Annotated in this window: 12 protein-coding genes and 1 tRNA gene; 7 read left to right on the top strand and 6 right to left on the bottom strand. The window is 47.9% G+C overall.

Annotation, left to right across the window (positions count from 1 at the left end):
* Positions 1–46 precede the first annotated feature (46 nt).
* The 3 genes from KTT_RS35990 (at position 47) to KTT_RS36925 (ending at position 1,365) form a co-directional block, all read left to right on the top strand.
* A tRNA-Sec gene (locus tag KTT_RS35990) sits at positions 47–142 on the top strand.
* A 210-nt stretch (positions 143–352) separates the two neighbouring features.
* Positions 353–859: a winged helix-turn-helix domain-containing protein gene (locus KTT_RS36920; RefSeq protein ID WP_235845550.1), complete on the top strand. Its 507-nt coding sequence runs from the start codon at positions 353–355 to the stop codon at positions 857–859.
* A 20-nt stretch (positions 860–879) separates the two neighbouring features.
* Complete coding sequence (locus KTT_RS36925) at positions 880–1,365, top strand: transposase (protein ID WP_307720655.1); 486 nt, start codon at positions 880–882, stop codon at positions 1,363–1,365.
* 260 nt (positions 1,366–1,625) lie between these two features.
* Here KTT_RS36925 and KTT_RS02000 read toward each other — a convergent pair whose 3' ends face one another.
* From KTT_RS02000 to KTT_RS36935, 4 genes are all read right to left on the bottom strand, one after another.
* Positions 1,626–2,312 (bottom strand): WD40 repeat domain-containing protein, encoded by a 687-nt coding sequence (locus tag KTT_RS02000; RefSeq protein WP_160145583.1) that lies wholly within the window; start codon positions 2,310–2,312, stop codon positions 1,626–1,628.
* Between the two features lie 70 nt (positions 2,313–2,382).
* Positions 2,383–5,784, bottom strand: coding sequence for an NACHT and WD40 repeat domain-containing protein (locus KTT_RS02005; protein WP_126594397.1), 3,402 nt, complete (start codon positions 5,782–5,784; stop codon positions 2,383–2,385).
* 148 nt (positions 5,785–5,932) lie between these two features.
* Entirely contained in the window at positions 5,933–6,451 is a 519-nt protein-coding gene (locus tag KTT_RS36930; protein WP_307720656.1) for an IS630 family transposase, read from the bottom strand.
* Positions 6,439–6,945: a winged helix-turn-helix domain-containing protein gene (locus KTT_RS36935; RefSeq protein ID WP_235845550.1), complete on the bottom strand. Its 507-nt coding sequence runs from the start codon at positions 6,943–6,945 to the stop codon at positions 6,439–6,441. Before KTT_RS36935 ends, KTT_RS36930 begins: the two co-directional genes overlap by 13 nt.
* A gap of 430 nt (positions 6,946–7,375) precedes the next feature.
* Here KTT_RS36935 and KTT_RS02015 point away from each other — a divergent pair, with 430 nt between their 5' ends.
* The 4 genes from KTT_RS02015 to KTT_RS02035 all read left to right on the top strand — a co-directional run bounded on the left by KTT_RS02015 (position 7,376) and on the right by KTT_RS02035 (position 12,550).
* Entirely contained in the window at positions 7,376–8,776 is a 1,401-nt protein-coding gene (locus tag KTT_RS02015) for a cytochrome P450 (RefSeq protein ID WP_160145584.1), read from the top strand.
* A 353-nt stretch (positions 8,777–9,129) separates the two neighbouring features.
* Complete coding sequence (locus KTT_RS36600; protein ID WP_218030809.1) at positions 9,130–10,659, top strand: alkaline phosphatase family protein; 1,530 nt, start codon at positions 9,130–9,132, stop codon at positions 10,657–10,659.
* Between the two features lie 249 nt (positions 10,660–10,908).
* Positions 10,909–11,547, top strand: a complete 639-nt coding sequence (locus tag KTT_RS02030; RefSeq protein WP_126594399.1) for a DUF47 domain-containing protein — start codon at positions 10,909–10,911, stop codon at positions 11,545–11,547.
* Positions 11,540–12,550, top strand: a complete 1,011-nt coding sequence (locus tag KTT_RS02035) for an inorganic phosphate transporter (RefSeq protein WP_126594400.1) — start codon at positions 11,540–11,542, stop codon at positions 12,548–12,550. Before KTT_RS02030 ends, KTT_RS02035 begins: the two co-directional genes overlap by 8 nt.
* Positions 12,551–12,755: 205 nt before the next feature.
* On the opposite strand, the gene KTT_RS02040 is transcribed toward KTT_RS02035, so the two are convergent.
* Positions 12,756–14,171, bottom strand: a complete 1,416-nt coding sequence (locus tag KTT_RS02040) for a HEAT repeat domain-containing protein (RefSeq protein WP_126594401.1) — start codon at positions 14,169–14,171, stop codon at positions 12,756–12,758.
* Positions 14,172–14,231: 60 nt separating this feature from the next.
* Positions 14,232–14,720 carry a hypothetical protein gene (locus tag KTT_RS02045; protein ID WP_126594402.1) on the bottom strand — a complete coding sequence of 163 codons (489 nt, stop codon included), beginning with the start codon at positions 14,718–14,720 and terminating at the stop codon, positions 14,232–14,234.
* Between the last annotated feature and the right edge of the window lie 69 nt (positions 14,721–14,789).

Consider the following 14,789-nt stretch of genomic DNA (forward strand, 5'->3'; position numbering starts at 1 on the left):
TAAAGCGTGGCATCATGAAAAGGTAGCGCAGCTACAACAACATCATGGAGGTGTAGGGGCCCCGGTGGGTCTCACCGTCTTCAAAACGGCTGGGGGGGCGCTCGGCGCGTTCCCCGGTGGGTTCGACTCCCATACGCCTCTGTTATCCTCTTTTCATAACATTTGGGATTTCCACTGTAACTCCGAAATGAAATAAGATTCCATCGTAACTCCGAAAAAAGTAAAAAATAGAGAAATTTTTTTCTATCATATAAGCCATCTATTACAGATATGTAATCAATAGTCATTTTATTTTTATTGACCTCAGCATAAGGTTCTAAAGTCGTCCATACTCAAACCGATAAAAGGAGGTATGAGCAAGAAAGAACAACATCCCAACGATTGGCGTGAATGGCGACGACTGCGCGCTTGGCAGCTGTATACGCAGGGCTGGAGACAAAAAGACATCGCCGTAGCCCTTGGAGTAACCGAAGGAGCGGTGAGTCAGTGGATGAGCCGAGCCAGGAAAGAGGGCTCGGAGTCCTTGCGACAACAACCGCCACCAGGTCCCCAGCCCAAACTGACCGAAGAACAGCGAGCCCAGTTGCCCGATCTGCTGGCCAAAGGGGCCGAGCACTATGGGTTCCGCGGCCAGGTATGGACCACAGCCCGCGTGGCAGTGCTTATCAGGCAGCACTTTGGGGTCAGCTATCATCCCGCCCATTGCAGTCGCCTCCTGCGGAGCCTCAAGCAGAGTGTCCAAAAACCGGAGGAACACGCCAGCCAACGCAATGAAGAGGCGATCAACGCCTGGACAGACGAACGGTGGCCCGCGCTTAAAAAAAAGCCGAGCAGGAACAGCGGCAGATCGTCTTTGTAGACGAGTCGGGCTTTTACCTGCTGCCGATGGCGGTGCGCACGTATGCTCCGGTGGGCCAGACACCAGTGTTGCGAGTGCCGCTGACACGCGATCATGTCTCGGCGATTGGGGCGATTACCCCGCAGGGACGTCTCTTTATGCAGACGCAATCTCATTCCTACAAAGGAGAGGATGTGGTTGGTTTTCTCAAGCACCTGCTTCGCCAGATTCCCGGGAAGTTGCTGGTGATCTGGGATGGATCGAGCATCCATCGCTGCCAAGCGGTCAAAGACTTCTTGGCGCAGGGAGGCGCAGCTCGCCTTCACCTGGAACGCTTGCCTGCCTATGCGCCTGAGTTCAATCCGCAGGAAGGGGTGTGGAATTTGCTCAAACGTCGTGAACTTAAGAATGTGTGTTGCAAGGATTCCACCGAGCTGAGTTATGCCTTGCTGCTGGCTCTTGCCCGCCTTCGGCATCGCAAGCAGACCTTGCGTCACTGTTTCGTTCATGCTGGCTACTCACTTTAGCTTTTTATGCTGAGATCAATAGTTAGTGTGTAAAAGTACATCGGTACGCATGGAGGATCTACGCCAACCACGAAAGAAGCTCAAAAAAAAGATCTACTGGAAGACTATAGGAATGTGATTTTTTTATCCTGTGGCACTTATCTATTCCAATACACGCATTCTGAAATGGATTAATCCACGATAGTGCTTAGCCAGTTAAGGCAACAGTAAAATAGCATCAGAGATTCCATTTGTTTACTATCATTGTCTTGTAAGAAAAGTTATATTAAGCGCCAAATCATCGCTTTATTCTGCAGATCAGTTGACATAATGTATTTGCCATCAGGCGACCAGGATAACGTTTGTATTTCGGCATCATGCCCAGAACAGGTTATTACCATCTTGCCAGTGAGCGCCTCCCACACATGAATGACCTTATCATAGCCAGCAGACGCGATATAACGCTGATTAGGAGACCAGACCACATCCCTCACAATATCATTATGCCTCTTATACATCGACATTGTCTGACCTGATATCGCTTCCCATACATATACAATATGATCAAAGCCGCTCGAAGCCAGATATTGACTATCTGCGGACCATTTGACAGCCAATACCTCATCAGTATGCTTATGGTAGATCACATCACTTTTGCCAGTGCTCACATTGTAAAGTGTCACCGTGCTCTCTGAGATTGTGGCAATGTGTCGACTATCTGGAGACCAAATACCCGCAGTAGTATCAGATAAGACATGTTGAGGTCGATTAAAAGCATTGGAAGTTAATTTCCCCGGTCCTGCCTGAGGGGGTAACATGTTCCGGTTTGGTAACTCTGATACAGTCCCAGAAAACAATATTCCAGACAACCCCAGAGAAAATTGACGCCGTGAAATTTCCGGTTCTACGTTATCGATCTCTTGGCTGGTTTGCTCTATATTGCGTTTGATTGTTTTTTCGTTTTGCACCCTGAGAAACACCTTTCTGTGAAGTATACCTTCCATCTATCGCACATCTATCTATAATTATATGTTTTTTCTACACTTCCTCCTCATCCGCACCTAATAACTTGAGTGTGTTTTTTTGGACTTCTGTCAATCCCTGCACCCGCGTAATATTCATGTGTTCATAAGGCCTGTCACTTCTCAATGTATGCAAACACTTACTGTTCTGTCTATTCCAAAGCTTAATTACTCCATCAATACAGCCACTGGCAAGGGTCTTGCCATCTGGGTTGAAGGCGACTGATCTCACCCAATGGGTATGGCCGTGGAACGTGTTGAGGCATTGGCCATTACTAATTTTCCACAAGCACACCGTCTGGTCGTCACTACCGCTGATAAGAAGCTTACCATCAGGGCTGAAGGCCACAGACCAGATCAAATTGCTATGACCGTGGAGCGTGTTAAGACACTGGCCACTGACAACGCTCCATAGGCGTATTGTCTGGTCATAACCTCCGCTGGCAAGGGTTTTGCCATCTGGACTGAAAGCCACTGATAAAATCGAGTTGGTATGACCATGCAGGGTGTTAAGGCACTGCCCGCTGGTAACGTCCCACAGGCGTACCGTTACCGTATGGTTAAAATAGCCGCTGGCGAGGGTTTTGCCATCTGGACTGAAAGCCACCGAACTAATATTAATGTGGTCACGGAAAGTATTGAGACACTGGCCACTGACAACGTCCCACAGGCGTATTGTCTGGTCATAACCACCGCTGGCGAGGGTTTTGCCATCTGGACTGAAGGCCACCGACCTGACCGCATTGGCGTGTCCATGGAGAGTATTGAGACACTGGCCACTGACAACATCCCATAGTCGTACCGTCTGGTCACTGCTCCCGCTGGCAAGGGTTTTGCCATCAGAGCTGAAAGCCACCGACCTGACCGCATTGGCGTGTCCATGGAGAATATTGAGGCACTGGCCGCTGGTAACGTTCCACAAGCGTACTGTCTGGTCACTGCTCCCGCTGGCAAGGGTTTTGCCATCAGAGCTGAAAGCCACCCGCCAGACCGCATCAGTATGATCATGGAGCGTGTTAAGACACTGGCCACTGGTAACGTCCCACAGGCGTATTGTCTGGTCATAACCTCCACTGGCGAGAATTTCGCCATCGGGGCTGAAGGCTACCGACCAGACTTCATTAGTGTGGCCATGGAACGTATTGAGGCACTGGCCGTTGTCGATCCTCCACAAGCGTACCGTCTGGTCAAAACTGCCGCTGGCAAGGATTTTGCCATCGGGGCTGAAGGCTACTGACCAGATCGCATTGGTGTGGCCGCGGAGTGTGTTGAGACACTGGCCGCTGGTGACGTCCCACAGACGTACTGTCTGGTCATCGCTTCCGCTGGCAAGGGTTTTACCATCAGGGCTGAAGGCCACCGATTTGACCTCGTTAATGTGGTCGTGGAATGTGTTGAGACACTGCCCGCTGGTAACATTCCACAGACGTACTGTCTGATCATCGCTTCCGCTGGCAAGGGTTTTGCCATCAGGGCTGAAGGCCACCGAGCTAACCCAGTTAGTATGTCCTCGTAAGGTTTTCAGTGGGAGGCCACTTGTCGTATCCCAGACGCGGATCTCCCCTCCCACCGTCCCTGCTGCTAGAAAGTCGCTATAAGGACTCAATGCCACAGAAAGAATACTTCCAAAGTTATCAGTAAACACTGACGTCGATAGATTAGCATACGAAAAATTGACCTCAGGTAAATTTGCTTCTTGCAGATATGCTTGTCGCACTACTAAATGCGAGAAATCAAAGCCACGCAAATTGTAGCCAGTTTGAACCAGTAGATTTAGAATATTTCCTACTTCGTAATCATCTGGCTGTTCTGGCAACCCGCGTAGTACAACAAGTCTTTGCCGGAACTTTTCTTCAAGTTTTCTTCGCCCTAGCATTGTAAAGAGCTTTTGTGCAATGACATTCAGGATCAATTGGAACTGGCTCTCACGGACGAACGCTTTTGCCTGGGACTTGAGCAATGCATGTCTAGCAAACAAATCTGGTTTGCCTGTGATAACTTCCTGGACAACAAGCTCATTAAAACGATCCGTGACAACTTCCATAATTGCTGGTTGCAATGTAAAACTTCCAGCTATGCCCTGTTCAATCAATGAACGACGTTGTAAGGCTTCAAGGGCTTCCAATATTCTCCCTTTAGATACAGGTTGGACACTATTATCACGTAAAGTTTGCAAAGATATTGCTTCACGCTCTATCGCTAACCAATAGATAACCTGTTGCTCTAATAGTGATAATCGTGCAAATTGATCATTTAAAAACTTACGCAGATCGGGATGCTCATTCAATGAAATATCGTCGAGATACTTAGATATATTTCCTCCATAGCTTTCACGAATTGCTAGCGAGACAATCATGAGCATCTGTGGATTTCCAGCTAAACGTTCCACTAAAGTCTTCAAGGAACGTTCCTCCCCTGACAAACCCTTATTCTTTAATATGGCCCGAGCATCGTCTATATTCAACCCTCTTAAATGGTAGGTATGGACAGACGATCCTTCACCTTCTAGCCAGTTGATCTCTTTTAGTTGCTCCCGGCTCGTTACCAACAGACAACTCTGGTGTCTACTTTCTCCAAGGAGAGTTATGAGTTTGCCATACTGCTCATAACCATCTTTGTATTCTGCTGCGCTGCTACCACTTTTTAAGATTGCTTCAGCATTATCCAAAATAATGAGGCAGCGCCTTTTCTGCAATTGCTTCACAAGTAGGCGCATCTGCCCATCCACTTCTTGTGGGATCGGGATCTGTTGTCCACGAGTCAAAAATTGCAGACAATCCTGTAACACGTGCTCAAAAGGTGGAGCATTGAGTAGCCTGCGCCAGAAGATTTTGCTAAACGTCTGCTGTTCTTGATCGATCAGTTTCGCAACCAGGCTAGTCTTACCAATACCACCCATGCCAATTATGGAAACTAAACGACAATGTTCGTCTACAATCCAATGCTTTATCTTCTTAATCTCATCCATACGTCCATAAAAATTTTCAACATGAGGAGCTTCACCCATATCGGTTTGCTCTATGTCATCCGAGGTAAATTTTACTATAGCATCAGTTTTCTTAGCCGATGTAAGTGCTTTTTCTGAAGTATCAGCAAGCACTAGTGATGTATTAAGCATGGCAACATCTGCTGTCTGGATGTTTTGCTCCGGCAAATTATGTTTTTCCTCTTTTTTATCAGACGAAATAGAAGTATGTAACCATTGCCCTAAAGCGATAATAACGCTCAAAGCAGGGACAACAACTGTAAGAAGTACATTATTTAAATTTGAAGGCCAGTAGATAATTTTAAGATTGCCTAGTACAGTAAATACAGTACCAACGATTAAAAACAAGAGCATGACTATTAAAAGTATAATAACAATAATTTCTGATCGAGAATATCTACCTCTTCTATCATTTGGTTTTTGGCCCATCATATCATATCACCTTACATCCATAAAAATAATGCTAAGAATTAATAATATCATTTTGCCTAAAATATAATATAGCATTTTTATATAATAATTAACAGAGCTAGTGAGGAGCTTACAAAGAACAGTTTGTTATTGATCTCAGCATAAAAAGCTAAAGTGAGTAGCCAGCATGAACGAAACAGTGACGCAAGGTCTGCTTGCGATGCCGAAGGCGGGCAAGAGCCAGCAGCAAGGCATAACTCAGCTCGGTGGAATCCTTGCAACACACATTCTTAAGTTCACGACGTTTGAGCAAATTCCACACCCCTTCCTGCGGATTGAACTCAGGCGCATAGGCAGGCAAGCGTTCCAGGTGAAGGCGAGCTGCGCCTCCCTGCGCCAAGAAGTCTTTGACCGCTTGGCAGCGATGGATGCTCGATCCATCCCAGATCACCAGCAACTTCCCGGGAATCTGGCGAAGCAGGTGCTTGAGAAAACCAACCACATCCTCTCCTTTGTAGGAATGAGATTGCGTCTGCATAAAGAGACGTCCCTGCGGGGTAATCGCCCCAATCGCCGAGACATGATCGCGTGTCAGCGGCACTCGCAACACTGGTGTCTGGCCCACCGGAGCATACGTGCGCACCGCCATCGGCAGCAGGTAAAAGCCCGACTCGTCTACAAAGACGATCTGCCGCTGTTCCTGCTCGGCTTTTTTTTAAGCGCGGGCCACCGTTCGTCTGTCCAGGCGTTGATCGCCTCTTCATTGCGTTGGCTGGCGTGTTCCTCCGGTTTTTGGACACTCTGCTTGAGGCTCCGCAGGAGGCGACTGCAATGGGCGGGATGATAGCTGACCCCAAAGTGCTGCCTGATAAGCACTGCCACGCGGGCTGTGGTCCATACCTGGCCGCGGAACCCATAGTGCTCGGCCCCTTTGGCCAGCAGATCGGGCAACTGGGCTCGCTGTTCTTCGGTCAGTTTGGGCTGGGGACCTGGTGGCGGTTGTTGTCGCAAGGACTCCGAGCCCTCTTTCCTGGCTCGGCTCATCCACTGACTCACCGCTCCTTCGGTTACTCCAAGGGCTACGGCGATGTCTTTTTGTCTCCAGCCCTGCGTATACAGCTGCCAAGCGCGCAGTCGTCGCCATTCACGCCAATCGTTGGGATGTTGTTCTTTCTTGCTCATACCTCCTTTTATCGGTTTGAGTATGGACGACTTTAGAACCTTATGCTGAGGTCAATAATCAACTTAACAACGCAACCGCTATCATAGCTGATCCATACAGGACGATGAGGTGCCATCATGCTTGGATAGAAACGCAAAAGCAATACTAGAGTATTAAATTTGCTTTTACTTTTTTCGGAGTTACGCTGGAATTTCCACAAAATTGTTGCTTACAGCTTCATCTGTAGTTTTGTAGATTCTACAAAACTACGCTTCTCAATCAAGCTCCAAAGCAATTCAGCCTTTATTATTCACAAGTAAAGATAAACTAAATGCTGCTGCATTTCGCTCTCCACATATGATAAGAGTATGTATATATGTTACTATAATACAGGTGGTATTTTTGCGGCTAAAGCCAATAAGTGTTTTGTGGCTTCGAAGGAGCAACGATATGATATCAACACCTCCCATGCTTTCTGGCTCTCCCGTAGTTGGTAATCTGCTTGAGTTTATGAAAGATCGTCAGGGTCTCTTGCAAAGAGGTTTTAATACCCTGGGTCCTATCTTCGGCATTCGCTTGCTCAATCAACCAGTAGCCTTCCTGATAGGACCAGAATATCAACAGATATTCTTTACCGAGACAGACAAAAAACTGAGCATGCATAAATCTTATGCCTATCTGAAAGCTGCATTGGGCGAGGTTGGTTTTACAGCCCCCCCAGAGACATACTTCGCGCAACGCCCTATTCTACTCAAACCATTCAAAAGCGAAAAAATGATTAAGTACGTTGCCATTATGCAGCAGGAAGTTCAGCAATGGCTTGATACGCTTGAAGATCAGGGAGTGTTTGAGCTGCGTGCGACAGTAACCCAGGTTGTACAAAATGTGGCAGCGCACGCATTAATGGGCAAAGATTTTCGTGATCGCACAGGACCAGAGTTCTGGAAACAGTATCTGATCATCGGCAAAGCTATTGATCCTGCTCTCTATCCCTATTTGCCCTTGCCAAAATTTATTCGTCGTGATCGCGCGAAAAAGAAGTTGCGCGAAATGATCTGGCCGCTGATCGTCGAGAGACGCTCTCATCCCGAGCGATATGATGATTTTCTACTGGATTTTGCCACTGCCGAATATAAAGACGGCACGCCGATGGAGGATGACGCGGTTATCGCAACCATTATGGGTCTGATGTTCGCCGGGCATGAGACGACCGCTGGCCAGGCTGCATGGACCATTATCCAGCTTCTACAAACGCCAGCGTATTTACAATCGCTCCAGCAGGAGATTAGCGATCGCTTACCTGTGGGCGAACCAATCACAGCCAGAAACCTCAGTTCCATGAAACATGTTTTCTGGGCTGTTCAGGAGACCACAAGGATGCATCCCTCGGCTGATGTGCTGGCCCGTAGAGTTGAGGAAGATATTGAGGTTGGCAAATATCGTATTCCTAAGGGGTGGAACCTGATGGTTGCTGCTGATATCGCTCAACGGCTTCCCGATCTCTTTACGAATCCCACTATCTATGATCCATTACGATATGCTCCTGGTCGGGAAGAAGATCGCCAGCATCGCTTCTCATTGATCGGTTTTGGCGGCGGAACGCATAAATGTGCCGGCATGAACTTCGCGAACAATGAAATGATGATTATTACCGCGCTCCTCTTCCAGCAATTTGACCTTGAATTAATAACAAAGGAGCCACGTGTGGATTATAGCCTGGGCGCGGCCCGGCCAGAAAAGACGTATATTCGCTACAAACGCAAAAGCATCAATCATGATATACAACAGACAGCGGGAGAGACACATACTGATCAAAAGTGCCCCTACGCGACTTCAACGACAGATGATTAGCAAGTAGTTATCTCTCTACCATCCATCCACAACTCCACATAGGGTTTCGCACGGCCAGGATGTGTACCATAAAGTCCTGGCTTTGCTTATATAATGCATAATATATAGCCGTCCGAAGCTATCTACCTGCCATCACTGCTAACTAACCGGGTCCATCGTCACGCACCAATGTTTGGTAGCCTGGATTATCTCTTGCTTTACTTTGCAATATTTATAGACCTTTACATCTTTTTAACAAAAATTCGCCAGAAAATCAAATGCGTTTAACGTTGTTTTAAACGGTGAAGGGTATATCTAAAAAGGCGTACCACTAAACACGAGATGCTATTTATTTTTAGAGAGGTTTTTATCTGATGAAGACCACTTCCTATTTCCTGTCCCGGCGCACGCTTCTGGCCGGGGGGACGCTGGCATGCCTGGTGGCGATGATAGCTGCTCTGGCTATTAATGGTTTTCTGGGAACGACCCACTCCTACGCTCAAACAGCACTCCCTAAACCCAGCCACATTGTAGTCGTCATGGAAGAGAATCATTCCTATAACGAGATCATTAATTCAAGTAGTGCCCCCTATATTAACTCGCTGGCCAGCAGCGGAGCTTTATTTACCAATTCCTTCGCGGTCACCCATCCCAGCGAGCCAAACTATCTGGCACTTTTCTCTGGCTCAACACAGGGGCTGACTGATGACTCATGCCCTCATACCTTTAGCCCTCCTGATCTAGGGGGAGAATTAATCAATGCGGGTTTAAGCTTCAAGGGCTACTCAGAGGGTTTGCCTTCAATCGGTTCGACGGCATGCACCTCGGGCAGCTATGCGCGCAAGCATAACCCCTGGAGCGACTTCACCGATGTCCCATCCAGCGATAATCTGCCCTTCACCAGTTTCCCAACTTCCAACTTCAGCTCGCTGCCAACCATCTCTTTTGTCATTCCCAATTTGAACGACGATATGCACGATGGCACGATTCAGCAGGGCGATACCTGGCTCAAAAACAATATTGATGCCTACGCTCAATGGGCCAAAACCAATAACAGCCTCCTCATTGTAACCTGGGATGAGGATGATAGCTCTCAAAGTAATCAGATTCCCACGATTTTCGTCGGTCAGTCGGTCAAAACTGGTCAGTATTCTGAGCAGATCAACCACTACAATGTGTTAAGGACCATGGAGGACATATACGGATTGCCGGCGGCTAATAATAGCGCGAGTGCCTCAGCAATCGCTGATTGCTGGCAGTCCGGAGTCACTCCGACACCTACGCCAAATCCTTCACCTACGGCAACACCCAGCCCAACGCCGTCTCCCACTCCGACACCTACACCGACGCCCAGCCCAACGCCATCTCCCACTCCTTCACCTACACCGACGCCCAACCCAACGCCATCTCCCACTCCAACTCCCGGTGGAAGCAATATCCTGACCAATGGTGGTTTTGAGAACGGATCAAGCCCGTGGATTGAGAGCTCTTCAGGTGGCTATGAGATCGTCGATAACAGCAATCCGCATACTGGCAGCTATAGTGCTTACCTGTGTGGCTACAATAGCTGCTCTGATACCATCTATCAGAAGATTACTCTGCCCTCCAGTTCCACAAAGGTGACACTGAGTTACTGGCTCGATATCACAACTAATGAGACCAGTACAACTACCTGCTATGACAATTTCCATGCGCTCCTGCGCACAGGCAGTGGATCAACCATCTCAACGGTACAGACGCGCTGCAATACCAACGCGCAGGGGTGGACGCAGTTTACCTTTGATGTGACATCAACGCTATCAAGCTACAAGGGTCAGCAGATTCAGGTCGCCTTTTCGGGGACCAGCGACTACACGCTCTCGTCTAGCTTCTATGTAGATGATGTCGCGCTAACGGTACAATAAGCGTTTATACTGCCATCTCGTTATCCAAAAAGATCAGAGTTGTCCCAAATTACCATGGAAGACAGCTCTGATCTTTTTATGCTCTATGTTATTCCTGGCTCAATGTTGTTCATTGAAGTAAACGATTGTCAGCTTCCAAATAAGAAAGTCGGTCAGGCTGGAAGTGAACCCTCAACTAGAAATATGACGTGTAAGTACATAAGGATAACAGAGAAATTTTTCCAAGACTATGCGCCAAAGGAGTGTCAAATGGTATTGGTACGCTTCCTCCCCCGCAATGAACGCTTTTTTGATTATTTTCGTCAGGCAACCGAGAATAATGCCCGGGTCGCGCGCGCTCTTTGTGAGTTGCTCGAAAATTATAGCGACATTGAACAGAAAACACAGCAGATCCAGGCGATGGAACGCCGTGGTGATGAAATCACCCATCAGATCTTCAAAGCGCTCTATAGTACGTTTGTTACCCCACTCGATCGTGAGGACATCGCTAACCTGGCCAACAGGCTGGACGACTTTGTTGATGCTATTGAGGAGGCGGCACGCCGTATCAGGCTCTATCGCATCGATCAGCCAACCGATCATGCACGCCGCCTGGCCCATATCATTGACCAGCAGGCAACAATCATCGCGAGCACGGTCCCATTGTTAGAAAACAAACGCCAGTGGGATAAGTTACTGCAATGCGCAATATCTATTAATCGATTGGAAGGCGAAGCCGACGAGGCGCTTGACCAGGCACTCGCATCACAGTTTGATGGAGTAGATGACATGAATGATCTCATCAAAGCTATACGTTGGGGAGAGATCTACCACCATTTAGAAGAGGCCGCCGACCGGGCTGAGGATATAGCGGATACATTGGAAGGGCTTGTGGTAAAGAATGCTTGATCAAAACCTTTTCATGCTTGTGCTGATCATCGTTATTGGTCTGATATTTGATTTTATCAATGGCTTCCATGATACAGCTAACGCTATCGCCACCTCTGTCGCGACCCGAGTTCTCAAACCCGGGACGGCGGTTTTGATGGCTGGCATCCTCAATGTAGTGGGCGCGTTAACGGGTACCGCTGTCGCGACCACTATCGGAAAAGGAATAGTGCCTCCTTCTGTAACCACACAACTGCTGGTTATTGCCGCGCTACTGGCCGCAATTATCTGGGACCTCATTACCTGGCGCTTCGGTATCCCTTCAAGCTCCAGCCATGCCCTTATCTTTTCTATTGTGGGGGCAGGTGTGGCATCGGCGGGCTGGCAAGCCATTGAAGTTGGCGGCCTGACCAAAACGTTTCAGGGTCTCATTTTTTCACCCATACTTGGCTTCCTGGGTGCGTTCCTCCTGATGATCCTGCTATTATGGATCTTTGCAAAGATGCGCCCGATGCTGGTCAGTCGCATCTTTGGTAGATTACAGATCCTCTCGGCGGCATGGGTGGCCTTCAGCCATGGAGGCAATGACGCTCAAAAGACCATGGGAGTGATCACGATGGCTCTGGCCAGCTATTATGGCTGGACAGGAAGCAACTGGAGTGTTCCCCTATGGGTAATCCTGGCGGCGGCAACATCTATGGGACTGGGAACCTGTATCGGCGGCTGGCGCGTCGTGAAGACGATGGGACTTAAAGTGGTTGAGCTGCGGCCGATCAACGGCTTTGCGGCGGAAACAGCGTCGGCCGCCATCATTGAGGTGGCCAGTCGCCTGGGCATCCCGGTCTCCACTACCCATGTCATCTCATCGGCGATTTTAGGTATCGGAGCCACCAAGCGCCTATCAGCGGTACGCTGGGGAGTCGCCGGAAATATCGTCGTAGCGTGGATCCTCACTATTCCCGTCTGCGTCTTCTTAGGCTGGATCATCTACTTGCTGCTCCACCTGGTCACCGGCATACGCTGATCCACACCCTGAGATTGTATGAGCTTACATATGAAACACCACCGGGTATCCCGTTTCGTATCAATATAAGATTGATGCCCACAATTAATGGGGAGGAATGTCAGGCAGTCAAGATGGTCTGTCTGACATTCCTCCCCTCTTCTCTACTAGAAAGAAACGAATCCCCATCTAATAGATGCAATACCGAACGGAAATATAATTCATATCAGCAAGATTGCAAAGTTCGAGCGATTTCTCTTACTGTCGATCGCCAGACCTCGTACTCGGGATCAAGCAGTGGCTCAGCCTCTTTCCAGACATCTAGCGCCTGCCGCAACTGGTCACAAACCGCGGGAGACAGCCATTTTCGCAGCAAGCGAGGCGCATAGGGGCGCCAGGCATCATACCAGTACCCATCCTGATCTATCTGCAGGGAACGTTCATCGGTTGGTAATTCATCAATCAGCATACTCAATAAGATAGGCAATGCCTCTTCATCTCCCCACAGGCCAAAAAAGCGCGCGCAGACCCAGCGTTCCTGCTTCACCGTGCTTTGTAGAAATGGATGCAAGAGTGTAGTCGATTCCTGGCAGCCACTGCGACCAACGATACAGATAGCTGCCAGGCGCAAAGCTAACGTTGCTTCCGGTTGTTCGAGTATACTCTTCCAATATGGTAAGGAAAATGCATCATCGCTTTGAGAGGCTGCAACCTTTACACCCTCTCCGATCGTCGTGTGCATTGCATCTTCCATAGAAAGCTCCAAAAGTTCTTCCTCGTCGCTCAGATAGTACGAACGACGAAGGATTTCTTTAAGTTTCACCTCAACATCATCAGAAAGGACAAACCAGTTAAGAGAGTCTGAACGCTGGGCATTATCAAAAAAAGCTGCCAGAACCTGAGATGCGGCAGACAAAGAAACCATGGGTGGGAAAGATAGAGTATCCGAGGAACATGCAATGAGAGGCATATCTCGTTCTGTATCTTGATATTTAATGCAATATGCATTGAAGCTTCGCGCATACTGAACAGTGATGCTTCCTACATCCTGACGAGAAAGGATACACATATCCGCAGTCAATCCATTAAGGTTCGTAAGATGACGGAGTATCAAGGACAAGGAAGGGGCAATCTCATAGATATTGAATGCGTCATAACCTACAAAACCAACTGTCCATTCCCAATCTGGAGGCCGTGTAAAGACGGCCAGAATCCCTTCTTTCGCCTGCTCTGGAAAAAGAACAACAAGTTCCCGATGCGCTTGAGGGTCTGCTTCAACTGCATTTTTTCGTTCAAGGAAAGTAATACTTTCTATCAACGCCATAAGGTACCCTTGCACATCAAGCCACCACCACTTCCCCGACTGAAAAAAAGGAAGATCGGTATGAATAAGAACAACACACCGAGGAGTAACTACAGAATTATACCAGGAACCCAAAGCATCGCGTAAAGCATACCAGCTTGTCCCAACGTAGGCAGGTAAATCCAGACTCTCCCTTAGAAAAGTCATAAGTGCCTCTGCAGACGAGACCTCTGTAGGTATACGGACACAAAGATCATCAGCCTGAGCCTGATATGCAATAGGATCAGCGAGAAATGTCAGGTATGAGAGATTATATTCCATGCCAGGATTGTTATACATATTTCATCACAGCAAAACACGAATTAAACTGCAGTTCCCCAATAGAAAAGGCAGGGAAGCTCATTGATCTGGTACGGAAGGTTCTTCACCTTGAGATGCAGAAGGATGAGCTAATGTATATTGTAAATCATCCATAGCATCGCGCGCTAATTCACTTATCTCAGCATCTTCACTTCGTGTATATGAGCTAAGAACAGAGAGATATCTTTCCCGTCTTGAAAGGCTGAGCATATTAAATGCGTAGTCCAGATAAGGTTTTTCTAAACCCGGCAATGCAGCAACTAATATATCCCAATCAACACGTTCTCCTATCTTTTCTTTCTGATGATGTACAACGGCAGCATTCATCGCATGAAAGAAAGATTCTTTAGCCTCAGGATCTTTCTCCTGTAAGGCAACCACAAGTAATTGGGTAACACTCTCAACTATCTCTTCTTCTTTAAGATCTTGAGCATACTCAAAATTATCACTCAATTGCTCAAGCTTGCTTGCTCGCTCTTGAGGACGAGGTTGTACCAAAGCATCTTTCACTTGTTCGATGAGATTCATCTACCGTCCTACATCAGATAACACATTCCAATTCGGCCCATGATACGCAATAGGGCTCAAGCTATTATT

Source organism: Dictyobacter aurantiacus (assembly GCF_003967515.1).
In the GTDB taxonomy this organism is placed as follows: Bacteria; Chloroflexota; Ktedonobacteria; order Ktedonobacterales; family Ktedonobacteraceae; genus Dictyobacter; species Dictyobacter aurantiacus.